Source organism: Bradyrhizobium jicamae (genome assembly GCF_018130695.1).
GTDB lineage: Bacteria > Pseudomonadota > Alphaproteobacteria > Rhizobiales > Xanthobacteraceae > Bradyrhizobium > Bradyrhizobium jicamae_B.
The window spans coordinates 50,344-76,287 of record NZ_JAFCJX010000042.1 but is presented as its reverse complement, the minus strand read 5'-3'; the positions used below and the strand labels follow the sequence as shown (position 1 = coordinate 76,287).

The 25,944-nt window shown below is 63.9% G+C and carries 22 protein-coding genes; 11 read left to right on the top strand and 11 right to left on the bottom strand.

The features are described from left to right. Window positions 1-238: 238 nt before the first annotated feature. The gene (locus JQ604_RS38140) at window positions 239-433 is read right to left on the bottom strand and encodes a hypothetical protein (protein ID WP_212365901.1); all 195 of its coding nucleotides are present in this window, start codon (window positions 431-433) and stop codon (window positions 239-241) included. Between the two features lie 334 nt (window positions 434-767). Between JQ604_RS38140 and JQ604_RS41950 the strand changes: the two genes are divergently transcribed. Continuing rightward, window positions 768-896: a hypothetical protein gene (locus tag JQ604_RS41950; protein ID WP_283818054.1), complete on the top strand. Its 129-nt coding sequence runs from the start codon at window positions 768-770 to the stop codon at window positions 894-896. 53 nt (window positions 897-949) lie between these two features. Here the strand turns inward: JQ604_RS41950 and JQ604_RS38135 are convergent, their stop codons facing one another. From JQ604_RS38135 to JQ604_RS38120, 4 genes are read right to left on the bottom strand one after another with little or no spacing between them, the layout of a single operon-like run. After that, complete coding sequence (locus JQ604_RS38135) at window positions 950-1,717, bottom strand: GntR family transcriptional regulator (RefSeq protein ID WP_212365898.1); 768 nt, start codon at window positions 1,715-1,717, stop codon at window positions 950-952. Beyond that, window positions 1,710-2,690, bottom strand: coding sequence for a Gfo/Idh/MocA family protein (locus JQ604_RS38130; protein ID WP_212365897.1), 981 nt, complete (start codon window positions 2,688-2,690; stop codon window positions 1,710-1,712). Before JQ604_RS38130 ends, JQ604_RS38135 begins: the two co-directional genes overlap by 8 nt. Continuing rightward, entirely contained in the window at window positions 2,687-3,574 is an 888-nt protein-coding gene (locus tag JQ604_RS38125; RefSeq protein ID WP_212365896.1) for an NAD(P)-dependent oxidoreductase, read from the bottom strand. Before JQ604_RS38125 ends, JQ604_RS38130 begins: the two co-directional genes overlap by 4 nt. 16 nt (window positions 3,575-3,590) lie before the next feature. Continuing rightward, window positions 3,591-4,544, bottom strand: a complete 954-nt coding sequence (locus tag JQ604_RS38120; protein ID WP_212365895.1) for a Bug family tripartite tricarboxylate transporter substrate binding protein — start codon at window positions 4,542-4,544, stop codon at window positions 3,591-3,593. A 130-nt stretch (window positions 4,545-4,674) separates the two neighbouring features. Between JQ604_RS38120 and JQ604_RS38115 the strand changes: the two genes are divergently transcribed. Together JQ604_RS38115 and JQ604_RS38110 are read left to right on the top strand one after the other, a co-directional pair. Then, window positions 4,675-5,076: a carboxymuconolactone decarboxylase family protein gene (locus JQ604_RS38115; protein ID WP_212365894.1), complete on the top strand. Its 402-nt coding sequence runs from the start codon at window positions 4,675-4,677 to the stop codon at window positions 5,074-5,076. Between the two features lie 133 nt (window positions 5,077-5,209). Then, window positions 5,210-6,466, top strand: coding sequence for an aminopeptidase (locus tag JQ604_RS38110; RefSeq protein ID WP_212365893.1), 1,257 nt, complete (start codon window positions 5,210-5,212; stop codon window positions 6,464-6,466). A 19-nt stretch (window positions 6,467-6,485) separates the two neighbouring features. Here the strand turns inward: JQ604_RS38110 and JQ604_RS38105 are convergent, their stop codons facing one another. Genes JQ604_RS38105 through JQ604_RS38095 form a run of 3 tightly spaced genes read right to left on the bottom strand, consistent with a single transcriptional unit; the run spans window position 6,486 to window position 9,349 of the window. Beyond that, window positions 6,486-7,418, bottom strand: a complete 933-nt coding sequence (locus JQ604_RS38105; RefSeq protein WP_212365892.1) for a GNAT family N-acetyltransferase — start codon at window positions 7,416-7,418, stop codon at window positions 6,486-6,488. Window positions 7,419-7,429: 11 nt separating this feature from the next. Further along, window positions 7,430-8,482, bottom strand: coding sequence for an amidohydrolase family protein (locus JQ604_RS38100; RefSeq protein ID WP_212365891.1), 1,053 nt, complete (start codon window positions 8,480-8,482; stop codon window positions 7,430-7,432). Between the two features lie 45 nt (window positions 8,483-8,527). Further along, window positions 8,528-9,349 (bottom strand): MBL fold metallo-hydrolase, encoded by an 822-nt coding sequence (locus tag JQ604_RS38095; RefSeq protein ID WP_212365890.1) that lies wholly within the window; start codon window positions 9,347-9,349, stop codon window positions 8,528-8,530. A gap of 137 nt (window positions 9,350-9,486) precedes the next feature. On the opposite strand from JQ604_RS38095, the gene JQ604_RS38090 reads away from it, so the two are divergent. Continuing rightward, on the top strand, window positions 9,487-10,458 hold the full coding sequence (locus tag JQ604_RS38090) for an alpha/beta fold hydrolase (RefSeq protein WP_212365889.1): 972 nt from the start codon (window positions 9,487-9,489) through the stop codon (window positions 10,456-10,458). 8 nt (window positions 10,459-10,466) lie between these two features. On the opposite strand, the gene JQ604_RS38085 is transcribed toward JQ604_RS38090, so the two are convergent. Both JQ604_RS38085 and JQ604_RS38080 read right to left on the bottom strand, forming a co-directional pair. Continuing rightward, window positions 10,467-11,987, bottom strand: a complete 1,521-nt coding sequence (locus JQ604_RS38085) for a permease (RefSeq protein ID WP_212365888.1) — start codon at window positions 11,985-11,987, stop codon at window positions 10,467-10,469. Further along, window positions 11,984-12,736 (bottom strand): ABC transporter ATP-binding protein, encoded by a 753-nt coding sequence (locus tag JQ604_RS38080; RefSeq protein ID WP_212365887.1) that lies wholly within the window; start codon window positions 12,734-12,736, stop codon window positions 11,984-11,986. The genes JQ604_RS38085 and JQ604_RS38080 overlap by 4 nt, the downstream gene beginning before the upstream one ends. A gap of 290 nt (window positions 12,737-13,026) precedes the next feature. Here JQ604_RS38080 and JQ604_RS38075 point away from each other — a divergent pair, with 290 nt between their 5' ends. From JQ604_RS38075 to JQ604_RS38050, 6 genes are all read left to right on the top strand, one after another. Beyond that, window positions 13,027-13,902: a branched-chain amino acid ABC transporter permease gene (locus JQ604_RS38075; RefSeq protein ID WP_212365886.1), complete on the top strand. Its 876-nt coding sequence runs from the start codon at window positions 13,027-13,029 to the stop codon at window positions 13,900-13,902. Between the two features lie 9 nt (window positions 13,903-13,911). Further along, complete coding sequence (locus JQ604_RS38070; RefSeq protein ID WP_212365885.1) at window positions 13,912-15,063, top strand: branched-chain amino acid ABC transporter permease; 1,152 nt, start codon at window positions 13,912-13,914, stop codon at window positions 15,061-15,063. After that, the gene (locus tag JQ604_RS38065) at window positions 15,060-15,818 is read left to right on the top strand and encodes an ABC transporter ATP-binding protein (protein ID WP_212365884.1); all 759 of its coding nucleotides are present in this window, start codon (window positions 15,060-15,062) and stop codon (window positions 15,816-15,818) included. The genes JQ604_RS38070 and JQ604_RS38065 overlap by 4 nt, the downstream gene beginning before the upstream one ends. 10 nt (window positions 15,819-15,828) lie before the next feature. Further along, window positions 15,829-16,608 carry an ABC transporter ATP-binding protein gene (locus JQ604_RS38060; RefSeq protein WP_212365883.1) on the top strand — a complete coding sequence of 260 codons (780 nt, stop codon included), beginning with the start codon at window positions 15,829-15,831 and terminating at the stop codon, window positions 16,606-16,608. Between the two features lie 146 nt (window positions 16,609-16,754). Then, entirely contained in the window at window positions 16,755-18,593 is a 1,839-nt protein-coding gene (locus tag JQ604_RS38055) for an AMP-dependent synthetase/ligase (RefSeq protein ID WP_212365882.1), read from the top strand. 78 nt (window positions 18,594-18,671) lie between these two features. Further along, window positions 18,672-19,871, top strand: coding sequence for an ABC transporter substrate-binding protein (locus JQ604_RS38050; protein ID WP_212365881.1), 1,200 nt, complete (start codon window positions 18,672-18,674; stop codon window positions 19,869-19,871). Window positions 19,872-19,987: 116 nt separating this feature from the next. Here JQ604_RS38050 and JQ604_RS38045 read toward each other — a convergent pair whose 3' ends face one another. Continuing rightward, window positions 19,988-20,740, bottom strand: coding sequence for a transglutaminase-like cysteine peptidase (locus tag JQ604_RS38045; protein ID WP_212365880.1), 753 nt, complete (start codon window positions 20,738-20,740; stop codon window positions 19,988-19,990). A 598-nt stretch (window positions 20,741-21,338) separates the two neighbouring features. Between JQ604_RS38045 and JQ604_RS38040 the strand changes: the two genes are divergently transcribed. Beyond that, entirely contained in the window at window positions 21,339-25,613 is a 4,275-nt protein-coding gene (locus JQ604_RS38040) for a VCBS domain-containing protein (RefSeq protein WP_212365879.1), read from the top strand. Window positions 25,614-25,944: the final 331 nt, after the last annotated feature.

The window sequence follows — 25,944 nt, the reverse complement described above, 5'->3', positions numbered from 1 at the left end:
ACGTATAAGCCGTAAAGCCATCGCGCAGGGAAGGCCGGATGCCTCCGCCGAACCTGTATGCTCGTGCGCGCACTCTTTTGTGCACATTGCGCACGGGACCGCGGGTGCGGCGTGCACCCGGTCTTCCCTGCGCCCTCGCTCCAATGAGAGGGCGGAACGAGATGGAAAACTCGGACAAATCATGTCGCGAGAATGCGGACCTGTATCAGGATAGGTCCTGTATCAAGATCGGCCGCCTCTAATTGCGGGACGGGATCGTTTTGTTGCCGACGTCGAGACCCAGCAGCCGCGCACGCTCGCGGCGCTCGTCGGCGAGCAGGCTCAATTCCCGTTCCAGCGAGCGCGCCACCTCTTCCTGCATTTCCTGGGAACGGCGGCGGTTGCCGCCCTGTGGTTTGGTCGATGGCGAAGTCACGGAAGCAGCCCCTGTCATTGCTTTGTCATCCAGCCAGATGACATGGCCGGATTCGTGGCGACAATCAAAAAGAGTTCAGTGATCAGGCCAAAGAAAACTTCTTGCGCGGATGAGTCGATTTTGGGCAGGAAATTCTCTCAACGTGGCGTTGAGTGGCCAAAAAGGTTTGCGGTTGCCCAAATCTCATCACTTCGAATGAGATCGGGCGATTCCGACGAAATCGTTTCGGATTCGCACGACGTCGTCCTGAAACCGACACTCTCTAACCTTAGTCGGTATTGTGAAGGACCACCCGCTGGTGACAGGCTGAAGACGCCGATCAGCGATTCCAGTTCGCGGAGTGACGTTGAAAGTGAGACCGCCGAGTGCCAAGCCTTATATCTGGGCTGCCGCCTTGATCGCGCTCGCGATCTGGGGTCTCGCCGGCACGCCGCAGATGTCGCACACGGCGTCCAACATCCACCTCGCCAGGGCGCGCTGATCGAAGCGAGCGGACCATCGGGTCGCCGCAAAAAATCGAATCAAGACAAGCGTCTAGAGCCGCGGTCGCAGCGAGCGCTGCATGTCCATGGTGTAGGTGTACCGCCCCTCGGGATGGGTGGTGATGGTGACCTCGAACAGCTCCTCGCGCAGCCCGTAGTAGCGGCGCACCACCGTCAGCGCCGGCGAGCCAGCCTTGACGCCGAGCTGCTTGGCGATCGGCGCCGGCATGCCGCGGACGAAGATCTCCATTTGGGCGTATTCGGTGGTCTGGCCGTACATCTTGGCGACCTGCTCATGAACCGGCGTGCGGCCGTGGTCGCTGCGCTTCACGACCCCTGCGAATTTGCGCAACACATAGATCTCGGTCCAGCCGAGCGGGGCGGCGAACTGGTCGGAGCGGCGCACCGCCTCGATCAGGAACCAGCTCTTGCCGGGCTCGCATTTCAGCATTGCGGCCAGCTTCTTGTCGGCGACGATGTCGCGGCTGCCGGTCACGTCGCGATAGGTCTCGTTGGAATAGCGCAGCCATTCGCCCAGCGACTTGACGCTGTGGGTGAACAGCACCGGCGGCTCGGCGGCGATCACCACCGAACCGAGGCCGGCGCGGCGGATGATCAGGCCCTGGTCGATCAGGATGCGCAGCGCCTCGCGCACGGTCTGGCGGCTGGCGGTGTAGCTCGCCATCAGCTCGGTTTCGGTCGGCAGCAGGTTGCCGACCGCGTAGGTGCCGAGGCGAATGTCCTTTTGCAGCTTGGCCGCGATGTCGCGGTAGCGAGACGCTTTCACCTTTCCGTGCACCTTGCCGGGGAGGTCAGCCATGGCAACTGACCTGGCAATTGACCGGCTGTCCCGACTGCATCGAGGCCAGCGCGGCCTCGAAGGCGGCGAGCGTTGCCAGCACATCGGCCTCCGGTACCGGGAACGGCTGCTTGCCTTCCACCGCATCGGCAAAGGCGGAGAGCTCGGCTGCGAGGGTGTCGACCGCCGGATAGGTCGTCGTGGCGGGCGTCTCGCCGGACTTGCGCAGCACCATCGTGACCTCGTCCAGCACCTCGGCGGATCCCTTCGTTCCGAACACATGGACCCGCCAATAGAACGGCGTTGCGCGCACCGTCGCAAGCGTGCCGCTGACGCCATTCACAAAATCGATCGCCAGCATGGCGGTGTCGAGCGGCGGCGGGCCGGCCTCGCGGGAGGTCAGCCGGCCGTAGACCTGGCGCGCCGGGCCGAGCAGGCTGACAAAGCCGTCGAGCACATGCAGGCCGGCGCCGGTCAGCCCGCCGCCGGGCGATTCCTCCGGCGACAGCCGCCAGCCGGCGGTGATGCTTTGCGAGTTCTCGTTGCTGTTATGGCCCTCGACATGAAGGATGCTTCCGAGCTCGCCGGCCGCGACCAGCCCGCGCAGCGCCCGCATCGATGGCCAGAACCGCCTGTTGTGCCCGACCGCGAGCACGACGCCGGCCGTGCGGCAGGCCGCGAACATCGCCGCCGCATCCGCCTGCCGCAGCGCCAGCGGCTTCTCGCAAAACACCTGCTTGCCGGCATTGGCTGCAGCGATCACCTGCGCCTTGTGCAGGGAATGCGGCGTTGCCAGCAGCACGGCATCGATCGCGGGATCGGCAAGAGCCGTCTCGAAGCTGTCGGTGAGATCGAGACCATGTTCGGCGCAGAAGCCGCGCGCGCTTGTGTCCGGCTCGATCGCGCGCGCGATCCTCAGTCGCGGCTCGTCGCTGATAGCCTCGACAAGCGCGCGACCCCAACGGCCAAGACCCGCGATCGCACAATTGATCATGTCGCGCTCCCGGCCGGCCGGCGCCCGGCGCGGATCGCCGTAATGACGGCGGCGCTGTCGCGGTCCGGGCCTTCCAGCGCAATGGCCGCGCCGAGCAGCGCCGCCTGCGCGGTCGTCATCGGCAGCGGCAGGCCCTGCGCATCGGCCTCGCGCAGGATCAGCACGGTATCCTTCAGCGTCTGTGCGAGGTGCGACTGTGGCGAGAAGTCCCGCGCCAGCATCTTCGCGCCCTTGTTGTCCATCACCCTGGAATATGCGGCGGATTGCCGGGCGTGGGCGAGGAACGCTGCGCCGTCGAGACCAAGGCTTTCGGCAAAGGCGATGCCTTCCGCGAGCGCCGCGCGGGTGTTTTGCAGGATCAGGTTGATGGCAAGCTTGGTGCGGCTGGCAACGCCGATCGCTCCGACATGGATCCGCTGTGGGCAGAGCACCGCAAGAACGGCATCGGCTGCCGCAATGATGTCCGCCTCGCCGGCGATCAGTGCGGTCGCCGTGCCTGCGGTCACGTCCGCACTGGTGCCCGAGATCGGCGCCTCGATGAAGGGCAGGTTGGCGCGGGCCCCGAATTCGGCGATGGCGGCGATCTCGCCCGGCGCGCAAGTCGTTGTGCAGATCACGAGCGGCGGCACCGCGGCCGTGGCGAGGTCGGGCAGCAACGCCTTGATCTGCGCGGAGCCGTACACGGCGATGACGATGGTGCGGCAGCGCGCCGCCACCTCGGTCGTGGAGGCTGCGATCTCGCCTCCACCCGCGCGCAACACATCGCATCTGGCGGCATCGATGTCGTATCCGATCACCTTGATGCCGGCGTCGATCAGGCGTGTGGCGAGGGCCGAGCCCATCAACCCCAGGCCAATCATGCCGACTGCTGCATCTGACGTCATCGCGCGTCCTTGTCGTCTATTGCGGCTGGATGCCGGCGGCCTTCACTTCCGCCGACCAGCGTACCACCTCGCTCTTGATGAAGGCGCCGAATTCGGCCGGCGTCTGCGTCGCGACGATCACGCCGACGTCGGCGAGTTTCTTGCGCGTCGCCGGCATCGACAGGTACTTCTCGCATTCGGCATAGATCTTGTTGACCACGGCCTCGGGCGTGCCGGCGGGTGCCAGGAGCCCGTACCAGATCGTCGCCTCGAAGCCGGGCATCACTTCGGACAGTGCCGGCAGGCCGGGTGTCAGCTCGTTGCGCTTGGCCGATGTCACGCCGATGCCGCGCAGCGTGCCGCCCTGCATCTGCGGGATCGCGACCGAGAAATCGCCGAAGGTCACGTCGATCACGCCGGCCATCACGTCGGTCATCGCCTGCGGCACGCCGCGATAGGATGCCGCCACCAGCGAGATGCCGCCGCGCGACTGCAATTGCGCGATCGAGATCTGCGAGGCGCCCGAGCCGTAGCCGGCGGTGAGGTTCGGATGGCCCTTGGCATAGTCCATGAACTGCGGCAGGTCCTTGGCCGCGAACTTCGGGTTGACCAGCAGCACCATCGCGGTGGTGGTGGTGCGGATCACAGGCGCAAAATCCTTCACCGGGTCGTAGGCCAGATTCTTCAGCGTCGCGACGTTGCTGGCATGGGTGGTGTTGGTGCCCATCAGCAGCGTGTAGCCGTCCGGCGCGCTGCGCGCGACCTCGGTGGCGCCGATGCTGCCGAGCGCGCCGGCGCGGTTCTCGACCAGCACCGTCTGGCCGAATGCGTCCTGCAGATGCTGGCCGATCAGCCGCGCGACGTTGTCGGGGCCTGCGCCGGCCGGGAACGGCACGATGATCTTGATCTGGCGCTGCGGATAATCGTCGGCGGCGGCGACCTCGGTCGCAAGGCCCGCCAGCAACAGCAATGCAAGAACGCCCCGTCTCATTCCGCGCCCCCCGTTTTATTTTGCCCAATTTATACGGACAAAGTCCGTCACGCCGCAAGCCACTTGTCGACCGACGGATTGAGGCCACGGAAGTTTATCCGTATAAATAAGGAAAAAGGGAGCAGGATCCATGGTCGATGTCAGCGATCTCCACGCCCGCGGCTTGCGCCGGCGCCAAAAGATGTTCGGCGAGGCGGATGTCGCCAAGCGGATGGCGGCGGCCGGCGAGTTCGGCGCGCCCCTGCAGAATATCATCAACGCCTATGTCTATGGCGATGTCTGGGAGCGCAGCGGCCTCTCCGACCAGATGCGCAGCCTGGTGATGCTCGGCATCACCGCGGCGAGCTGCAAGCCGACCGAGTTCAAGGTCCACGCCAAGGGCGCGCTCGCCAATGGTTGCACCGCGGCGCAGGTGCAGGACGTGCTGCTGCTGGTCGCGATGTATTGCGGCGTGCCGGCTGCGATCGAGCCAAATGCGATTGCGGCGGAGATTTTTGGCGAGATGCCGTCGGACGCCGCCGACAAGGCGTAAAACCCAGCGGCAACCTGACCACTGCTCCCCTTGGCGTGATCGCCGAGGGGGCAGGGAACCTTGCGATTGCCCGTGAATCTGGACTACGAATCCTGTCATCACAGCTTCTCGTCCACGAACACACCGGCAGGTCATGACCGCACATCAACGCAACGTTTCCGCCTCGATCGATCCCGTGAAACTCGACCGCCTCGCCGAGGTCGCGATCAAGGTCGGGCTGCGGCTGCAGCCGGGACAGGATCTGCTTTTGACCGCGCCGTCGGTCGCAATGCCGCTGGTGCGGCGGATCGCCGAGCATGCCTACAAGGCCGGCGCCGGTCTGGTCACGCCGTTTTTCTCCGATGAGGAGGTGACCCTGGCGCGTTATCGCCACGGTCATGATCTGAGCTTCGATCGCGCCGCGAACTGGCTCTACGAGGGCATGGCGAAGGCGTTTTCCGCCAACACTGCGCGGCTTGCCATCGTCGGCGACAATCCGATGCTGCTGTCGGGTGAGGATCCGGCCAAGGTGGCGCGCGCCAGCAAGGCCAATTCGATGGCTTACCAGCCGGCGCTGGAGAAGATCGTCAATTTCGAGACCAACTGGAACATCATCGCCTATCCGAGCGCGGCCTGGGCGAAGCAGATGTTCCCCGACGATGCCGAAGACGTCGCGGTCGCGAAGCTCGCCGATGCGATCTTCTCGGCCTCGCGTGTCGACCACGACGGCGCTGTCGCCGCCTGGGAGGCGCACAATGCAAAGCTGCGCGAGCGTACCGAATGGCTGAACGGCCAGCGCTTCCACGCCTTGAAGTACAGTGGCCCCGGCATGGACCTGACGATCGGTCTGGCCGACGGCCATGAATGGGAAGGCGGCGCCTCGATGGCCAAGAACGGCATCGTCTGCAACGCCAATATCCCGACCGAGGAGGTCTTCACCACGCCGCATTGCCGCCGCGTCAGCGGTCATGTCGTCAGCTCGAAGCCGCTGTCCTACCAGGGCACGCTGATCGACAATATCGCGGTGAAGTTCGAGGAGGGACGGATCGTCGACGCCAAGGCCTCGCGCGGCGAGGAGGTGCTGAAGAAGGTGCTCGACACCGACGAGGGCGCGCGCCGGCTCGGCGAGGTCGCGCTGGTGCCGCATTCCTCGCCGATCTCGAAGAGCGGGCTCTTGTTCTTCAACACGCTGTTCGACGAGAACGCCGCCTCGCACATCGCGCTCGGCCAGTGCTACTCGAAATGCTTCGTCAACGGCGACAAGCTGACGCCGCAGCAGATTGCCGAGCAGGGCGGCAACAAGAGCCTGATCCATATCGACTGGATGATCGGCTCCGCGCATACCGATATTGACGGCGTGCATGCCGACGGCCGCACCGTGCCGGTGTTCCGCAAGGGCGAATGGGCATGAGGTGTTTTTGCTGAAGCCGTCAGCCGATACGCCGCCGGCGCGCCGCGATGAGCTCGCGTCTTGTGGCGCTGAAGCGGCAGGTTTCGTGCTGCGGCCGGAAGCCGAGCCGCCGGTAGATCTTCAGCGCGGCGGCGTTCTTGCTGGAGACGTTGAGCCAGCAGGGATGCTCGGTCGAGACGTCGTGCGCCGTCAACGCCTGATAGGTCAGCAATTGCCCGACGCCGCGGCCCTGCCGCGCCGGATCGACGGCGACCGACTCGATCCACATCGAGTTCCGCTCGGGCTCGGTCAGGCAGAAGCCCGACACCTGCCCGTCCTCCGAGGCGACCCACAATTCGCTGTCGGTCAAAACCTGCGCCATCTCTTCCGGCGAATAGAGGCGCGAGGCCATATCCGACGCGAAGGCCTCGTTGTGGATGCGGGCAACATCGGCAGCGCAAACGGTGGGGTCGCTCATCCGCTCGATAATGGCGCGGGCGGCCGCGAGCGTGCGCGACGGCTGCAGCGGCTCGACGCAGCGCATCGCGATGTCGGACTCGATATGGACGAAGCCGAGCGAGGTGACGAAGGCGATGCCGGCCGGCCAGTCGCGGCTCACAAGCGTCTGCACCGGCAAAACGTCTTCCCAGTCGATGCCGAGGATGTCGTCGAGCAGCGCCAGCGCGACGTGGCGCCGGCGCGCCTCGGGCGTGATCACGATCTTGAGGAGGCGCGAATGCCGCGGGCCCTGGTCGCGCAGCGAGGACTCGGCGAGACCGATCACGCGGCCGTCGCGCTCGGCGATGCGGAAGTCGCGTCCGCCACGGTTCTGCGGCAGCTTCAGGAATTGCAGCCATTGCGCCAGCGTCACCGGACCGAGCCGCGGTTCCACGTCCGTAGCCCTGGCGTAAAGTGCGACAACCGCTTCCGCGTCGGAATCACGAAGCGGCCGGATGGTGATGCTCTCATCCATGAGTCGCCAGTCTACCCGATCTCGAGCCGATACACATCCTTGGCCGTGCCTGAAAACAGCGCCGTCTTCTCGGCTTCGCTATATTGTGACGCCAACCGCTTGAAGGTGTTGAAAATCACTTGATAGCTGCATTGTCCCTTATCAGGTGGGAAGTTGCTCTCGAACATGCAACGTTTGGGCCCAAATGCCTCGATGCAGGTTTCGATATAAGGCCGCCAGGCCGCCGCGAGTTCCTCCGAGGAGGGCGGCTGTGGGCGAAGGTGGAAGTCGTAGCCGAGCAGGCACATCGCCAGCCCGCCGAGCTTGACCACGACGTTGTCGCATTGGGCAACGTCCTGGATCGACGCCTTCCAGGCCTGGAAGGTTTCCTGCCGCTTGCCGGCAAACCGCCCGATCCCGACCGGTCCGCCGCAATGGTCGAGCACGATTCTTGTGCCGGGAAAGGCCCAAGCGAGATCGGCCAGCTCGCCGATCTGCGGATGGAACAGCCAGGCATCGAAGCTCAGCCCGAGCGGCGCGAGGCAGGCGAAACCCCTACGAAAGTTGGAATCGAGCAGCAGCCCCTTCGGCCGCGTCGCATACATGCCGGCGACGTTGGGATCCGGATCCCACGGCGAGGAATGGCGAATGCCGCGGAAGCGGCCGTTGCCGGCGGCGATCTCGGCCTCCAGCACCGCCTTGGCGTCGTCGCCGAGCAACAGGTTGACGTGGCTGACGATGCCGGCGCAGATCGCGGCCTTGCCATAGGCGCCGCTCGCCGCCATCGCGGCGACGCCGTTGGCGAACTCGACCTCGCCGACCGGGCGGAACGCTTCCGGCCCGTCGGCGCGGTACATCGAGCGGCAGTCGACATAGACCGTCGCGATGATGTTGTGTCCGGAGGCGATGTCGTCGGTCATCTCCTCGATCAGGTAGTGCAGGCCACCGCGGTCCCAGAGATGGTGGTGCGGATCGATGATCGGCCGGGCCGGATCGATGATCTCCTCCGTGTATTGCGCCAGCCAGTCCTCGCGCGGATCGGCAAAGATCCCGCTCGCGGTAGCGGGGGCAGAGCTCGCGACCATCGATGTCACTCCCATTGTTGTTGCTTGATGATGGAAGGCGTAGCGTCAGACACCGTCGAGGATGATCACCGTCGGCGTCGAGGGCAGCGTGTCGCGCGAGATCTTCAGCGTGCGGTCGCCGCTGCGGTGGTCGATCTCGAATTGCCGGCCGATCAGGCGCATGAACTCGTCGAGCGGGGTGGCGAAGCGGTGCATCGGCAGCACGACGGCCGCGCGCAGCCGCTTGGTGATCTCGGAGACGCCTTCGAGCGACATCGTATAGGTACCGTCGATCGGCACCATCACGATGTCGAGCCGGCCGATCTGCGCAAAGTGGCTGTCGTCGAGCTTGTGATGAAGATGACCGAGATGGCCGATGCAGAGTCCGGCGACCTCGAAGATGAAGATCGAATTGCCGTCCTTGATCATCTCGCCGCCGGAGCCTTCGCCCCAGTAGCGGCGGATATCTGTCGTCACGTTGCGAACGAAGACGTCGCCGATCCGCTCGGCATAATGCGCCGGCTGCCCGTCGTCGCTCCAGCCATGCATCACATGCGGAATCTTCGGATCGGGGAACAAGGTGTAATGTGTCGAGTGCGCCCGATTCATCGTGGCGATGTCGGGCAGGCGGCCGGTGCGGTAGACGCCGTTGTAGTCGGTCGCGATGCGGATGCCGCCGGGCGTATCGATGTAATAGGTCGAATGTCCGGCATAGGTGATGGCGACCTCCTCGGCCTTGGCAGCGGTTCGGCGGAAGGCGACCGGGATCACAGCAGGCGGTGCGCCCGCCATCGCCAGACATTCGCTACGCGGGACGTCCTTGGTCTGGGCCTCGGCCGCTGCGGTGAGCGATCCCAGAAAGACGAGCACGGCGAGCAATCTCAGCATGATCTGTTCCGTCCATGGCGACCGGCTGACGCTACAGTATCGCCGAATCCAGGGCACGTCATGATGACTCCAGCGCATCGCTCCATGGCGTGCGCTGCAACGCGATTGCGGCGATCAATTCGGCTGGGTGCGCTAGCATGCCGCGCAAACCGTCAAAATTCCGGGAGCCTGCCGTGACCGACCAACAAAGCCCTTCGCGCGCATCATCCACCCGGCGGCTGGAGCCGCTGCGGCATGTCGACGCCGGCGTGCTCAACATTGCCTATTACGAGGCGGGCCCGGCCGATGGGCTGACCGTGCTGCTGATGCACGGCTTTCCCTACGACATCCATGCCTATGTCGACGTGGCGCCAATGCTCGCGGCGCAGGGATGCCGCGTCATCGTTCCCTATTTGCGCGGCTATGGCCCGACCCGCTTCCGTGACGCGGCGACGCCGCGCTCCGGCGAGCAGGCTGCGATCGGCGCCGACATGATGGCGCTGATGGATGCGCTCAGGATCAAGCGTGCGGTGTTTGCCGGCTACGATTGGGGCGGTCGTGCCGCCTGCATCGGCGCTGCGCTGTGGCCGGAGCGCTGCATCGGCCTGGTCTGCGTCAACGCCTATCTGATCCAGGATATTGCGCGCGCGATGGAGCCGGCACGGGCGGAGCGGGAGGTGCCGCTGTGGTACCAGTATTACTTCCAGCTCGAGCGCGGCCGCGCCGGCCTTGCCGCCAACCGGCGCGACATCGCGCGGATCCTGTGGTCACAATGGTCGCCGAACTGGCAATTCGATGATGCCTGCTTCGAGCGGACCGCGGCGGCGTATGACAATCCTGATTATGTCGATGTGGTGATCCACAGCTACCGCCATCGCTTCGGCCTTGCCGAGGGCGATCCGCAATATGCCGAGTTGCAGCGGCGGCTGGCGGCGTTGCCGCCGATATCAGTGCCGACCGTGACATTGGATGGCGCCGGCGACGGCGTCGTGCCCGCGACCGACGGTCGCGCAAGCGCAGCCAAGTTCACCGGCCGTCGCGTCCATCGCGTGATCCCAGCCGGTCACAATCTGCCGCAGGAGGAGCCCGAGGCATTCGTCGCGGCTGTGATGGAGGTGATGAAAGAGTAGGGCGCGGCTCACGCCCGCTTCGGGCTGATCTTCCAGGTGCCGGCGAGCACGAGCAGGGTCATGATGCCGGTGACGATGGCGCCGATCGGGATCGTCAGCGCCAGCGTTGCGGTGGCGGCCCAACCGATCGAGCAGAAGGCTTCGGCAAAGGTCGCGACGCGCGACGAGGTCTGGCGGCGGCGGAACTGGGTGCGCTTGGCCTGCACGCGGAACCAGAGCTGGATCGCAGCAGCCGAAGCCGTCGCGATCAGGATCGCGATGGCGGTGACCGTGGCCTGCAGCAGCGATGCAAAGCCGAGCGCGATCACCAGCGGCGCGAAAAGGACGCCGATCACGATCAGCACCACCTCGATCTTGGCGCGGATCACCCGCGACGGGTCGAGTGGCGCGGTGGCGACCAGTTCGGCGGCGTCTTCGCCTGATATCGTCAGCCAGGCGAGGCCGCCGGAGAGCTGGCCGGCGGCCATCACGATCACGGGCGTGATCAGCACGATGGCAATGGCGCTATCGGAGAAGCTGCGCCACAGCATCAGCGCCGGCGGCACCAGATAGAGCAACTGCATCAGGCTCTGTGACATCAGCCAGGGATCGCGCCGCAGCAGCAGGAACTCCTTGCGGCGCAGCGCCTGCGGCCGCGAGCCTGAGCGGAACGATTTACCGCGCCCGCGCGTGACCGAGGTCGGATTGGCGGCGACGCTGACGATGGTGTCGGCAAAGCGTGGCGCGAAAGCGGCCATCACGGAGCCCAGCAGAATGAGGCCGAAGGCCAGCAACAGCAGCATCGCTTCGAGATCGCCGAGCGCGGCGCGCGCCGGCCACCAGACGAGGCTATCGGGATTGGGCGCGATGCGGGTGGCGGTGTCCGAAGTCAGCACCGCGAAGCGCGACAGCGTGCCATAGGACAGGATCGCCGCGACTTGCAGTGCGATGACAAAACCGGCGCCGATGATGGCGGAGACGATCTGGGCGACCAGTCGCGTCTTGCTCGGCCCGATCAGGCGGAACAGCAGCACCGTGATCGCGATCGCGACGGCTGCGGCCGACAGCCCGATTGCGATGACGACGCCGAAGCCGGCGAGCCAGCGCGGGCCGCCATAGATCGCGAGCACGTCGATGAACGGCGTCGACAGCAGCAGCGCCATGCTGGTCACCGACAACGCGATCGCAGCAATGCGGACCGAGAAGATGTTGGTCAGCTTGACCGGCGACGACATGATCAGGTCGAGATCGGCGCGGGCATAGAACACCCGCGTCACGGATTCGATGGCCTGCGAGAGCATCAGGGCCCAGGCCAGGAAGATCGTCGTCGTCAGCACGATCAGCGAACCCGGATCGAGCGGCAGCTGCAGATCGGCGAAACGCCCGACCACGGCATAGGCCGGTAGATGCAGCACCGCGGCGAAGATCAGCAGGCCAATCACGGCGCGGTTGCGCCGCCTGCGGCCGCCGGTCATCATCGCCAGCCATTCGCGCCAGGCGAGACGGAATTCGTGGCGCGCGAACCAGGAGAGATGGGCGGCAGCACTCACGCGGCGGCCGCCTCGGTCTCGACCAGTGCGATGAACATGTCCTCGAGGCTGGTGTCGGTGCGGCCGTTCTGCTGCCGCAGCTCGGCGAGCGTGCCTTCGGCAACGAGCTTGCCGGCGGCGATCACGCCGATGCGGTCGGCCATGCGCTCGGCGACTTCGAGAATATGCGTGGTCATGATCACGGTGCAGCCGGCGCGCACGCGCGCCTGCAGCAGCCCCTTGACGTGGCGCGCCGACAGCGCGTCGAGGCCGGTGAGCGGCTCGTCGAGGATGATCAGGCGCGGCTCGTGCACCAGCGCGCCGGCGAGCGCCACCTTTTGCCGCATGCCCTTGGAAAATCCTTCGCAGCGCTCATGCAGGTGCGCCTCGAGCCCGAGCGAGATGAGCAGATCATGGGCGGAGGCCTCGGACACCTTGGGATCGATGCCCCAGAGACCGGCGACGAATTCGAGGTACTCCAGCGGCGTCAGCTTGTCATAAATCATCGGCTCGTCGGACACCCAGGCCATCACCTGCTTGGCGGCGACGGGATCGGCGAGCGCGTCGATGCCGAGGATGGAGACCGATCCAGCGTCTGGACGCAAGAGTCCGGCGACCATGCGCAAGGTCGTGGTCTTGCCGGCGCCGTTCGGCCCGAGCAGCGCGTAGAACTCGCCGACGCGCACGGTCAGATCCAGCGCATCGACCGCGGGCCGGTCAAAACGCTTCGTTAACCCTCGCACGGCGAGCGCTGATGGCTGAGACGTCATGATTGCAGGGCGACCTAACGCAAGCTTCCGGTGGCACACCATGCGACCAAAACTGTTTCGGCGCGGTGAATCCTCCCGGCCAAATCGCACGCGTTACCGTAAAACTCCGTGCTGCGGCATTTCTCCGCAATTGTGATGATGGAGAGCGACCAGCGCTTTGTTGACAGGGAACAGCGCTTTTGGCTCAATTGGGACGGACATTTGCAGCTTTCAGCGCTTCCGGCACAAGGGCGCGAAAGCGGGATGCAAAGGCGATCGACACGAATCGCCATGCATCGGGGAGGAAAGCCATGCTGGACTTCGTTCAGCAGCTCGTCAGCGGCATCGCGCTCGGCTGCGTTTACGGCCTGATCGCGCTTGGCTTCGTGCTCGTTTACAAGGCAACCGAGGTCGTCAACTTCGCGCAAGGCGATTTGATGATGCTGGGCGGCTTCTTCGCCTTCACCTTCATTGGAATGATGGGGCTGAATTACTGGCTCGGTTTTGCCGGCGCAGTGATCTGCATGGCGCTGTTCGGCATGGTGGCGGAGCGGGTCGTGGTGCGGCCGATCCTCGGCTATCCGCAATTCTCCATCATCATGGCGACGATCGGGCTCGGCTATTTCCTGCGCTCGGTCGCCGGCATGATCTGGGGCACCGACGATCTCAAGATCGAGACGCCGTTCAGCCAGGGCGTGCTCAGGATCGGTTCGCTGGTGCTGGCCTATGACAAGCTGTCGGTGATCGCGGCCACCGTCATCCTCTGCGCGCTGCTCTATCTGTTCTTCAACCGCACCACGCTTGGCACGGCGATGCGGGCGAGCTCGGAGAACATGCTCGCCGCCTATTACATGGGCATCCCGGTCAAGCGCGTGGTCTCGATCGTCTGGGCGATCTCGGCGGCGGTCGCGACCGCGGCCGGCGTGCTGCTCGCGCCGATCACCTTCATCCATTCCAACGTCGGGCTGGTGCTGGGATTGAAAGCGTTTCCGGCGGCCGTGCTCGGTGGCTTCGGCTCGATTCCCGGCGCGGTGGTTGGCGGCGTGCTGATCGGCGTCATCGAGAGCATGGCCGGCTTCTATCTGCCGCAGGGATGGAAGGACGTCGCACCCTACATCGTGCTGCTCACGGTGCTGTTGCTCAAGCCCGAAGGCCTGTTCGGCCTTCACGTGCGCAAGAAGGTTTGAGGAGCGGGCATGCGGTTCCTGTTCAAGACCGACTATGAAGACGACATCAAGCTGTTCCCGCATTCGGGCTATCTCTATTCCTATGGCCTGCTGATCGCGGTGCTGCTGGTCGCGCCCTATGTGCTCTCCAGCTATCTGATGAGCCAGCTGGTCTTCGTCTGCATCTATGCGACCGTCGGTGTCGGGCTCCTGATCCTCACCGGCTTCACCGGACAGGCCTCACTCGGCCACGCCGCCTTCCTTGCGATCGGTGCCTATACGGCGGCCTATCTGCAGCAGTTCAACGTGCCCTTTCCGGTCTACTTCCTGGCCGCGGGACTATTGACCGGCATCGTCGGCGCGCTGGTCGGATTCCCCGCGCTGCGGCTGCAGGGCATCTATCTCGTCATCGCCACCATCTCCTTCGCGCTCATCGTCGAGGAAATCATGGCGCGCTGGGAAAGCGTGACCCATGGCAATGAGGGGATGCGGGTCAAGACCATGCAGCTGCTCGGCACGACGGTGCCGCGCGACGGGCCGACGTTCTACTACCTCTGCCTCGCGGTGCTGGTGCTGACCATCGTCGGCACGCTCAATCTGTTGCGCTCACCGACCGGGCGCGCCTTTGTCGCGATCCGCGACAGCGAAACCGCGGCGCGCAGCATGGGCATCAATGTCGCGCTCTACAAGGTGAAGTCGTTCGCGATTTCGGCGGCGATCACCGGTTTCGCCGGCGTGCTGTTCGCACACAAGCTCTCCTTCATCTCGCCGGAGATGTTCACGCTGCAGCTCTCGATCGAGTTCATTATCGTGATCCTGATCGGCGGCACGTTCAGCCTGCATGGCGCGGTGCTGGGCGCGATCTTCCTGGTCATGATCGATCCGTTCCTGACCTATCTGAAGGACGACATGCCCGGCATCATCGCCGGCGTTGCCGCCACCCTCGGCGCCGGCAAGGAGCGGGCTGGCCACATCCAGGACGCGGTCGCCGCCTTTGCTTCCGCCAACGGGCTGAAGGGCGCGATCTACGGCGTGATCATCGTGCTGTTCGTGCTGTTCGAGCCGCTCGGCCTCTACGGCCGCTGGCTGAAGATCAAGCTCTTCTTCCAGCTGTTCCCGCTCTACAAGCGCGCCACCTTCAAGCGGCAGAAGATCTACGTCAAATCGGAGCGGAACCGATGAGCTATTTCCGCGCCGAAAATCTCTCGCTGCATTTCGGTGGCCTCAAGGCCGTCGATTCCGTCAGCTTCGCGGTCGAGAAGAGCGAAATCCTTTCGATCATCGGGCCGAACGGCGCGGGCAAGAGCTCGATCTTCAATCTGATCTCGCGGATCTATCCGCCGACCTCGGGAAAGATATTCTTCGAGGATCAGGACATCACCCAGCAGCCGTCCTATGACATCGCCAAGCTCGGGATTGCCCGCACCTTCCAGAACATCGAGCTGTTCGAGAATGCGAGCGTGCTGGCGAACCTGCTGGTCGGGCGTCATCGCCACTCGACCACGCAGCTCTGGCAGGAGCTGCTGTTCCTGCCGAGCGTGCGCGCCGGCGAAAAGGCGCATCGCCGCCGGGTCGAGCAGGTGATCGAATTCCTCGATCTCGAGCCCTATCGCGACAAGCTGATCTCGGGCCTGCCTTACGGCGTGCGCAAGGTGATCGAGCTCGCGCGTGCGCTATGCTCGGAGCCGAAGCTGATTCTGCTCGACGAGCCGTCCTCCGGGCTCAATGTCGAGGAGACCGACGACATGTCGTTCTGGATCCGCGACCTCCGCAGCGATCTCGGCATCACCGTGCTGATGGTCGAGCACGACATGACCCTGGTGAACCGCGTCTCCGACCGCGTGATCGCGCTGAACTACGGCCGTGTGCTGGCGATGGGCTCGCCATCCGAGGTGCAGCAGCATCCCGACGTCGTCGCGGCGTATCTGGGCGCGTGAGGATGGGATCATGAGCACGCCCGACATCATCCTCAAGCTCAGCAATATCGAGAGCTATTACGGGCCGATCATGGCCATCAGGGGCATCAGCCTCGAAGTGCCGCGCGGGCAGATCGTGACGCTGCTCGGGGCCAACGGCGCCGGCAAGACCACGGTGCTGAAGACCATCTCCGGCATTCTCGATCCGCAGAAGGGCTCGATCGAGTTTCTCGGCAAGTCGATCCAGCGCATGGAGGCCGACAAGATCGTGCGTCTTGGCTTGAGTCACGTGCCCGAGGGACGCGAGGTGTTCCCGTTCCTGTCGGTGCGCGAGAACCTGATGATGGGCGCCTATCCGCGCAGCGACCGCGACGGCGTGGCCGAGGATCTCGAGCGCGTCTACGGCTATTTTCCGCGGCTGAAGGAGCGGCTGAACCAGCCGGCCGGGCAGCTCTCCGGCGGCGAGCAGCAGATGCTCGCGATCGGGCGCGCGCTGATGAACCGGCCGACGCTGCTGCTGCTCGACGAGCCCTCGCTCGGGCTGTCGCCGATCCTGGTGAAGGAGATCTTCACCATCATCCGCCGGGTCAATGAGGAGCAGGGGATGTCGATCCTGCTGGTCGAGCAGAATGCCAAGATCGCGCTGGAGACGGCGCATTATGGCTATGTGCTGGAGATCGGCCGGGTCGTGATGAACGACACCTGCGAGCGGCTGATGAATTCACCCGACATCCAGGAGTTCTATCTCGGCGCCAAGGAGGCCGGCGCGCGGGGTGAGCGGCGCTGGAAGAAGAAAAAGACATGGCGTTAAGGGCTTTAGCGTGGGGCTGGGGTCGAGAGACTTGGCGTTTAGACGCATAGCGTTGCGCAGGACTTGGGACTAGATTCAGGCCCTGCCTCCAGAAGACCTGGCCAGCAAGGCCGGCGGCGAGGCAGGCGACAGAGGAGGAAGCGGGCATGGCCAGAGCGGCGGTGCTGACGGTCGCCGATACGATCGCAAAGAGTTTTCTGCTCGCCGTCGAAACCCGCGGCGACCGGCCTGCGATCCGCGAGAAGAAGTTCGGCATCTGGCAGCCGACCAGCTGGCGCGAATGGCTGCAGATCTCGAAGGACGTTGCCTACGCCCTGCACGCATCAGGTTTCCGTCCCGGCGACGTCGCCTCGATCATCGCCAACGCGGTGCCGGAATGGGTCTATGCCGACATGGGCATTCTCTGCGCCGGCGGGGTCTCCTCGGGGATCTATCCGACCGACGCGTCGGCGCAGGTCGAATATCTCATCAACGACTCCGGCACCAAGGTCGTCTTCGCCGAGGATGAGGAGCAGCTCGACAAGCTGCTGACCTGCCGCACGCGCTGCCCGACGCTGCAGAAGATCGTCGTGTTCGACATGGAAGGCCTCAGCGGCTTCTCCGATCCGATGGTGATGTCGCTCGCCGAATTCATGGCGCTCGGCCGCAACCATGCGCAGGGCAATGAGGCGCTGTGGGACGAAATGACCGCAAGCCGCGGCCCCGCCGACCTCGCGATCCTGGTCTACACGTCGGGCACCACCGGTCCCCCGAAGGGCGCGATGCATTCCAACCGCAGCGTGACGCACCAGATGCGCCACGCCAACGATCTCTATCCCTCGACCGACAGCGAGGAGCGGTTGGTATTCCTGCCGCTCTGCCATGTCGCGGAGCGGGTCGGCGGCTATTATCTGTCGCTCGCGCTGGGATCGGTGATGAACTTCGCCGAGAGCCCGGAGACGGTGCCGGACAATCTGCGCGAGGTGCAGCCGACCGGATTTCTCGCGGTGCCGCGGATCTGGGAAAAATTCTACTCGGCGATCACGATCGCACTGAAAGACGCGACCCCGTTCCAGAACTGGATGTATCGAAAGGCACTCGCGATCGGCAACCGCATGGCCGAATGCCGCATTGCCGGTGAGACGCCGCCGCTGTCGCTTAAGCTCGCTAACCGCGCCGCCTACTGGCTGGTGTTCCGCAACATCCGCCGCATGCTCGGGCTCGATCGCTGCCGCATCGCGCTCACCGGTGCGGCGCCGATCTCACCCGATCTGATCCGCTGGTATCTCGCGCTCGGCATCGATATGCGCGAGGTCTACGGCCAGACCGAGAATTGCGGTGTGGCGACCATGATGCCGGGCGATCACATCAAGCTCGGCTCGGTCGGCAAAGCCGCGCCATGGGGCGAGGTGATGATCTCGCCGCAGGGCGAGATCCTGATCAAGGGCGACTATCTCTTCATGGGATATCTGAACCAGCCGGCCAAGACGGCAGAGACCATAGACGCAAAGGGCTGGTTGCACACCGGCGACGTCGGCTCGATCGACAACGAGGGCTTCGTCAAGATCACCGACCGGATGAAGGACATCATCATCACCTCAGGCGGCAAGAACATCACGCCCTCGGAGATCGAGAACCAGCTGAAATTCTCGCCTTACGTCTCCGATGCCGTGGTGGTCGGCGACAAGCGGCCGTATCTGACTTGCCTGATCATGATCGACCAGGAGAATGTCGAGAAATTCGCGCAGGATCACGACATCCCCTTCACCAATTACGCGAGCCTCTGTCGCGCACGCGAGATCCAGGACCTGATCCAGCGCGAGGTCGAGGCGGTGAATGTCAATTTCGCGCGGGTCGAGACCATCAAGAAATTTTATCTGATCGAACGCCAGCTCACGCCCGAGGACGAGGAACTGACGCCGACCATGAAGCTGAAGCGCAGCTTCGTGAACAAGCGCTACGCGGCCGAGATCGACGCCATGTATGGCGAGCGGGCGGTCGCATAATTTTTTTTGAACAAGACGGCGAAGGTTTGCGAGGCCCGATCCTTCGCTCAACACGGGCCATTGAAGGAGGAGACTGCAATGTCGAAATCGCTGAAGGCGCTGAGCCTTGCGGTAAGCGCCCTGGCGCTGACCTGTCTGCCGGCCGCAGCCCAGACCAAGGTCACCAATGAAGGCATCTCGGCGTCCGAGATCGTGATCGGCACCCACCAGGACCTGTCGGGCCCGATCAAGGGCTGGGGCGTGCCGGTGTCGAACGGCATGAAGATGGCGGTCGACGAGATCAACGCGGCGGGCGGTGTCCAGGGCCGCAAGATCAAGCTGGTCATCGAGGACTCCGGCTACGATCCGAAGAAGGCGGTGCTGGCGTCGCAGAAAATGGTCGAGCGCGACAAGATCTTTGCGATGGTTGGTCCGATGGGATCGCCGACGGTGCTCGCCGCGCAGGACATCTTGCTCGATGCCGGAGTGCTGCAGCTGTTTCCGCTGACGGCAGCCGAATTCACCTTCAAGTTCGATCCGGCCAAGCCGCAGGAACGGCTGAAGTTCAACAATCTCCTGCCTTATGTCGAGAGCACGCGCGCCGCGCTCAAATACATGATGGAGACGAAGAACTTCAAGAAGCCGTGCATCATGCATCAGGATGACGAGTACGGCAAAAACGTGCTCGACGGCTTCAACCAGCAGCTCACTGCGATGAAGATTCAGCCGGCCTCAATCACCAGCTACAAGCGCGGTGCCTCCGACTTCTCGGCGCAGGTCGCCAAGATGAAGTCCGACGGCTGCGACCTGGTCGTGCTCGGCGCGGTGCTCCGCGAGCCGATCGGCACGATGGCTGAGGCGAAGAAGCTCGGATGGGACGTCACCTTCCTCGGCGCCACGCCCGTGAACGTGCTCGAAGTGCCGGCGCTCGGCAAGGACGTGGTGGAAGGCTTGTATTCCGCTTCGGGCTTCGAAATTCCCTACGAAGACACCGCGAAGGGGAAGGTGAAGGACTGGCTGGTCAACTACAAGAAGATGTTCAGCGCCGACGCCAACACCCAGGCGATCATCGGCTACAATGCGGTGATGACCTTCGCGCATTATGCCAACAAGGCCGGCAAGGATCTCACCGGCCAGAAGATGCTCGACGCGCTGGAGTCCGGCGACAAGTTCCAGGATATCTTCAGTTCGCCGCCGACCGTCTTCTCGAAGACCAACCATCTCGCCACCACCATCACCCAGGTGCAGCAGGTCAAGAACGGCCGCTGGGTGCTGGTGAAGGACAATCTGATGTTCTGAGACCTTCCGTCATTGCGAGGAGCGAAGCGACGAAGCAATCCATCTTTCCGCACATGCGGAGGGATGGATTGCTTCGCTGCGCTCGCAATGACAGGAGTTTGTGGCTCGTTTCGGTCTCAATCCGCCTGCGCCACCGACTGCAGCGCCACGGCCGCAACGATAGGCGCGTCGCTGTATTTGTTGACGCCATATTGGTCGATCATGAAGGTCGGCCGCACATTCCTGACATCGCCGTCCTCGACCATCGCCATGCGGCGGTTATCGAGCGTCAGCCAGTGGCCGTCGAGCCGCGCGGCGGTGACGGCGTGGTCCTCACCGCTGAGCGTATCATGCATGATGACGATGCGCAGATCCTCTTGTGCGACGCCGGCGAGCCGCAGCGCGACCAGCTTTGCGATCGCATAGTCCTCGCAATCGCCGGCGCCCCTGGCGAGCGTCGCGAGCGGCGAGCTCCAGACGTCGATCTGGCCGTAGAGCGCGAGATCGCTGGCCGGCTTGATGGCGAGATTGATGGCGCGATTGACTTCGCCGAGCCGGGCGCGGCCGTCGCGCGCCTTCGCGGTGTCGACGATGGCGAGCAGCTTCAGCGCCTCCGGCGAGACGCAGCCCTCGCGGTCGCCCTCGCAGATCGCAAGCTGCACCATCTCGTCGTCGATCCGGCGCTGCACGCCGAGCCATTTGTCACGCAAGGCCCCCTGGGCCAGGAACGCGGTCGGCTGCCCGAACGGCTCGATCGATTTCCTGATCATGACGGCAGCCGCCGGCGACAGCAGCGAAGCCGCACGACCGTCGGCGACGGGCAGCAGCCAGGCCAGACCGCAGGCAAGAACGACTGCGCGCAGCGCGCGCGAATGAAGCGAGATCCCCATCTGACACCCCTTGTCCGGGCATCGGTGGGAATATCCCCGCACGTGACCGGATCATTTCGTGGCGTCAGGGTGGCTCCAGGTGGTTTTAATTGGCTTAAAACTGCTCGAATCGGGCAAAAAGCCAGCAAAGACGCTCAAAAGGGCATGGGTGGATTCCCGAAAAGTTTATCGGTTTTGTGAACCGGGCCAGCGAACCTTTTGGCAAGTAACCAAGCCTTATCCTTGTTTCCTGGTTAATGCGGCGATCTGCTCAGGATCGCGTGATTTGTCAGCCAAATCACAGATTTAACTGGGAATTGGGGCTCTCATCCTGCCTGGGATAAGAGGGGAAGCAGAGGTAAGTGGAAATATGACAAGAAATACCACGAATACGTGGATGAATACGTTTTCTGTTCCCGAGCATCGCTCTCATTACAGAAAAATAGGTTCGAATTACTCTAAATCGAGGGGTGTCGAGCTGTTTCCATCTGTGACTCGGCCGCAGATGTGCTGAGACGTGCAAGCAACGGATGGGTTTCGTCCTGTTCCATCCGATGATATGCAAGCTTAGCCACCGTAAAATTCCATAAATATTAACCTTAAGTGCAGTGATCCCAAGGTGAGCCTCGCCGACAAATTCGACGGCCTCCTGCCGACCCCTGACGGCACCCCTTTGCATGGGGCGGCCCATGTCGAGACCGTTTCGACCAAGGTGCCGCTCGGCGCCATCGTCGTGCCGGATGCCCAGCTGCTGTTCACCGGCGACTTCAAGCGCTCCGGTGTCGACCTCGTCCTGACCAAGGACGACCGCGAACTGGTGCTGCACGATTACTTCAAGGGCGAGAAGCGCGCCGCGCTGGCCTCGCCCGACGGCGCCCATCTAACCGGCGACATCGTCAGCGCGCTGACCGGCCACACCCAGTATGCGCAGGCCGGTGGCGCTGCCGATGCGCCCAAGATGATCGGCCACGTCACCAAGCTGATCGGCAATGCGACCGCGATCCGCAACGGCGTGGCGATCGTGCTGAACAATGGCGACAACGTCTACAAGGGTGACGTCGTCCAGGCCGGCTCGGATTCGACGCTCGGCATCACCTTCATCGACGGCACTGTGTTCGGCCTCGGCGCCAACGCCAAGATGGTGCTGAACGAAATGATCTACGACCCCAACGGGTCGAACAATTCGTCGCTGCTCAGCCTCGTCCAGGGCACCATCTCCTTCGTTGCCGGCGCGACCGCCAAGCACGGCGACATGAAGGTCGATACGCCGGTTGCGACCATGGGCATTCGCGGCACCGCGGTTCTGGTCGAGATCGATTTCGATGTGCCCGGCACGGGCGGCGCGCCGCCGGCCAAATTCCAGGTGCTGGTCGAGCCCGACGGCACCACCGGCTCCTACATCCTGTTCGACAAGACCACGCTGAACCCGATCGCGACCGTCAACCAGGCGGGCACGCAGACCATCGTCAACGGCCAGGGCACGGTCAGCTTCCTGTCGTCGGTGCAACTGTCGCCGGACGCGCAGAAGATCGTCACCGACGTCTTTGCGCTGAAGTTCACCGACAACAGCAATACCAACACCAAGCTGACGACGAACTTCACCGACTCCGTCGTCCCGTTCTCGGTCGGCCTCAAGCTCGCCAATGGCGATACCATCCCGGTGACGATCACGGTCGCGAACGTGCCCAGCCAGGGCACGACGCAAGGCGGCGGCGGCACCACGGAGACCCACATTCCCGGGCCGCCGACGGTCGCGACCTTCAATGCGGCCTTCACCGAACAGGCCGGGCAAAGCCATTCGACCTCGGCCGACACGGTGTCGAACCAGATCCGGTGGGCCGACCCCAACATCTTCGACCGGCCGAGCGGAAGCGCGTCGTTCGATTCGTTCAGCTACCGCGACGCTGCCAATAACGACGTCACTTCGTCGCTGACGGCAGTGCAGATCGCGGCGATCAAGGCGGTCGAGATTCCGCTCACGGTGGTACAGGATTTCGGCAACACCAATCACGGCTCCGCGACCTGGACTTACAGCCTTGCCGATGGCGCCTTCGACTTCCTGGCGGCCGGCGAAACCCTGACGCTGACCTATATGGCGCGGGTCGACAACAATTACGCGCCCAGCAACGAGACCGGGTTCAAGACCTTCACCGTCACGATCACGGGCACCAACGACGCGCCCGTCATCTCATCGCCGGCGCCGACCCCTGCGATCACCGAAGCGCTCGGCACCACCAATTCGGCGACGCCGGATCTCGCCATCGGCACGATCACCTTCACCGATCCTGATCTCACCGACACCCACAGCGTGACCATCACCGGCGTCACGGCATCGGGCGTGACGACCGGGCTCGCCGACCATGCGACCATCGCAGGCTGGCTGACGCTGGGCACGCTGACGGACGCCACCGATGGCGTGACGGGCTCGCGCGCCTGGACCTTCTCGGCCACCGACAATAATTTCGACTATCTCGCCAATGGCGAGACGCTGACCTTGACCTACACGATCGAGGTCGACGACCACCATGGCGGTGTGGTCAGCCAGCCCGTCACGATCACCATCACCGGCAGCAACGACACGCCGCAGCTCGCTGCCGATGTGTCCGGAACCGGCAATGCCGGCCTGCACACGATCGGCGAACTCCCGGACACGACCGGCGCATCGACGATCGACAGCGCTGGCGGCCATCTGGCGTTCACCGATGTCGACCTCAGCGACGTCCACACCGTGGATCACTCGGCACCGAGCTTTGTATGGACCGACCGTGACGGTGATCCGCTGACACTGACCTCGGGCCAGCAGGATGCGCTGGCGGCGGCAAGCCATCTGGCGCTGACGCTGCATGACAGCACCGGCAGCGGCGCGGGCACGGTCGATTTCACCTACACCGCAGCCGATTCCAGCTTCGATTTCCTGGCCGACGGCGAAACCCTGACCGTGAGCTACGACGTCACTGTCGAGGACAACAATCACGCGACGTCGACCCGAACGGTGACGGTCACCATCACGGGCAGCAACGATGCGCCGGTCGCGGTGGCCGACAGCGATATCGGCCACATCATCGAGGCCGGCACCGACGCCAATGACAACATCCTGGATGGTGTCTCAACGACGACCGGCAACGTGCTTGCCAACGACACCGACGTCGACATCACCGACACGCATCATGTCATCGGTGTCGTCTCGGGAACGGTGAGCGGTGTGCTCAGCGATGATGTCGACACGTCGGTCACCGGCACCTATGGCTCGCTGGTTCTGAACGGCGACGGCAGCTGGACCTACACGCTCGACAACGCCAATCCCGCGACCGACGCGCTGGTCGAGGGCCAGCATGCGTCCGACGTGTTCAGCTACACCGAGTCGGATGGCCATGGCGGAACGTCGACGACAACGCTGACGATCGACATCACCGGCACCAACGACGCTCCGACGGTCGACGCCGGCAAGGGCGGCACGGTGGTGGATACCGACGCCGACGACAGCTTTGATTCGTTGACCGGTCATCTCACCGGACATGACGTCGACACCGGCGAAACCGCGACGCTGACCTATGCCGCGTTCGATTCCACCGACCATGCCGTGAATTCGGCGGTCACAGGCCACTACGGTTCGCTGACGGTCAATGCCGACGGCACCTATACCTATGTGCCCGACGCCGGCATCATCAACGCGCTGTCCGAGGGGGCCTATGTCGACACCTTTACAGTCCAGACATCGGACGTGCATGGCGCGACCGGGACGGCAACCCTGGCCTTCAACGTCATGGGGGCCAACGACACACCGACATTGGCCGACGCGAATGCGGGCACGCTGACCGACACCGCGATTGACGACACGTTCGACGATCTCACTGGACAGCTCTCCGGCGCCGATCGCGACACCGGCGAGACCGCCTCGCTGACTTACGCGGTGGTGGATCCGTCGAACCATCTGACGGCCAGCTCGGTGACCGGCTTCTACGGTTCACTGACGGTGAACGACGACGGCACTTACACCTATGTGCCGGACGCTGCGGCGATCAACGCGCTCGGCGAAGGCACTTATGCCGATACGTTCACGGTGCAGACATCCGACATCCATGGCGCGACCGCAACCGCGACCTTCACGGTCGATGTGACCGGCGCCAACGACACGCCTGTGATCCTGAACGAAGCCGACCCGGCGACGCAAACGATCATCGCCGCCGATCCCGATCACCACGCCCAAGTCGTCGCACCGGTCTCGGGCACGCTCGATGTCAGCGACGCCGATCTCGGCGATACCTTGACGGGCCTGGTGAGCGCGGATGCGACGGTCGAATATAACGGCTCGAGCACTTTGCCCAATGGCGTCGACGTCAGTTCGCTGATCTCGTCCGGCGCGATCAGTTTTGACAGCGTCACCTCCGACGGCGGCACCCAGACCCTGCACTGGACCTACAACCCGTCCAGCCCCGATCTCGACTTCCTGCAGTCCGGCGATACCCTGACCATCACCTATGAAGCCGCGGTGTCTGATGGTACCGCCAGTACCGGCAGCCAGGCGCTGACCATCACCCTGGTCGGTGCCGATACCCGCCAGGACATGTCGACCTTCAGCGTCGTCAACGGCACCTCGGCCAGCGAGACCTTCCAGGATGTCGGCAACGGCGTCACGATCTATGGCGGTGGGGGCTCCGACAGCTTTGTGTTCAACGCCGGTTTTGGCAGTGCGAAGATCGGCGATTTCAACGTCGCCAACGACACGATCGAGATCAGCCAGGCCCTGTTCGGCAGCGTCGCCGACGTCCTCGCGGCTGCACAGCCTGCCAATTCCGGACACGACACCGTGATCACGGATGCCGCCCACGACTCGATCACCCTGACCGGCGTGACTGTTGCCCAGTTGCAAGCCTCCAACTTCCATTTGTTCTGATAGCCAATCCAGGGTTGTGAAGATTCGCTGCGCGGTTGAATCGATTGACGGGGCGAACAGCGTTAAATTTGAGTGAATCCGTAATCCAGTTCACAGCCACTGTGTGCTGGAGGGCGTAGGCTGCGCCGTTGGACTTTTGGGATTAAGTATAGCGCCTAGACCATTCGTCTAAATTCATAGATGTCGTCTCGTTTTATTTTTTTTTCGGCCAAGATGAACAATGTACATTTGGACATATTTGTCCGCTCGTCTGGGAATACTGAAGGCCATGGACAACGAAGACTTTGCGAATACGCTGCTCATATTGCAGGCACACGGTTTGCGTGCTTTC

Excerpts from the sequence above, each read along its gene's own strand:
- JQ604_RS38045 (WP_212365880.1), bottom strand. The coding sequence starts at position 20,740 with ATGGGGATCTCGCTTCATTCGCGCGCGCTGCGCGCAGTCGTTCTTGCC.
- JQ604_RS38090 (WP_212365889.1), top strand. The coding sequence starts at position 9,487 with ATGCCGCGCAAACCGTCAAAATTCCGGGAGCCTGCCGTGACCGACCAA.
- JQ604_RS38120 (WP_212365895.1), bottom strand. The coding sequence starts at position 4,544 with ATGAGACGGGGCGTTCTTGCATTGCTGTTGCTGGCGGGCCTTGCGACC.
- JQ604_RS38100 (WP_212365891.1), bottom strand. The coding sequence starts at position 8,482 with ATGGTCGCGAGCTCTGCCCCCGCTACCGCGAGCGGGATCTTTGCCGAT.
- JQ604_RS38080 (WP_212365887.1), bottom strand. The coding sequence starts at position 12,736 with ATGACGTCTCAGCCATCAGCGCTCGCCGTGCGAGGGTTAACGAAGCGT.
- JQ604_RS38070 (WP_212365885.1), top strand. The coding sequence starts at position 13,912 with ATGCGGTTCCTGTTCAAGACCGACTATGAAGACGACATCAAGCTGTTC.
- JQ604_RS38130 (WP_212365897.1), bottom strand. The coding sequence starts at position 2,690 with ATGATCAATTGTGCGATCGCGGGTCTTGGCCGTTGGGGTCGCGCGCTT.
- JQ604_RS38110 (WP_212365893.1), top strand. The coding sequence starts at position 5,210 with ATGACCGCACATCAACGCAACGTTTCCGCCTCGATCGATCCCGTGAAA.
- JQ604_RS38095 (WP_212365890.1), bottom strand. The coding sequence starts at position 9,349 with ATGCTGAGATTGCTCGCCGTGCTCGTCTTTCTGGGATCGCTCACCGCA.
- JQ604_RS38135 (WP_212365898.1), bottom strand. The coding sequence starts at position 1,717 with ATGGCTGACCTCCCCGGCAAGGTGCACGGAAAGGTGAAAGCGTCTCGC.
- JQ604_RS38060 (WP_212365883.1), top strand. The coding sequence starts at position 15,829 with ATGAGCACGCCCGACATCATCCTCAAGCTCAGCAATATCGAGAGCTAT.
- JQ604_RS38055 (WP_212365882.1), top strand. The coding sequence starts at position 16,755 with ATGGCCAGAGCGGCGGTGCTGACGGTCGCCGATACGATCGCAAAGAGT.
- JQ604_RS38115 (WP_212365894.1), top strand. The coding sequence starts at position 4,675 with ATGGTCGATGTCAGCGATCTCCACGCCCGCGGCTTGCGCCGGCGCCAA.
- JQ604_RS38075 (WP_212365886.1), top strand. The coding sequence starts at position 13,027 with ATGCTGGACTTCGTTCAGCAGCTCGTCAGCGGCATCGCGCTCGGCTGC.
- JQ604_RS38125 (WP_212365896.1), bottom strand. The coding sequence starts at position 3,574 with ATGACGTCAGATGCAGCAGTCGGCATGATTGGCCTGGGGTTGATGGGC.
- JQ604_RS38065 (WP_212365884.1), top strand. The coding sequence starts at position 15,060 with ATGAGCTATTTCCGCGCCGAAAATCTCTCGCTGCATTTCGGTGGCCTC.
- JQ604_RS38105 (WP_212365892.1), bottom strand. The coding sequence starts at position 7,418 with ATGGATGAGAGCATCACCATCCGGCCGCTTCGTGATTCCGACGCGGAA.
- JQ604_RS38050 (WP_212365881.1), top strand. The coding sequence starts at position 18,672 with ATGTCGAAATCGCTGAAGGCGCTGAGCCTTGCGGTAAGCGCCCTGGCG.
- JQ604_RS38140 (WP_212365901.1), bottom strand. The coding sequence starts at position 433 with ATGACAGGGGCTGCTTCCGTGACTTCGCCATCGACCAAACCACAGGGC.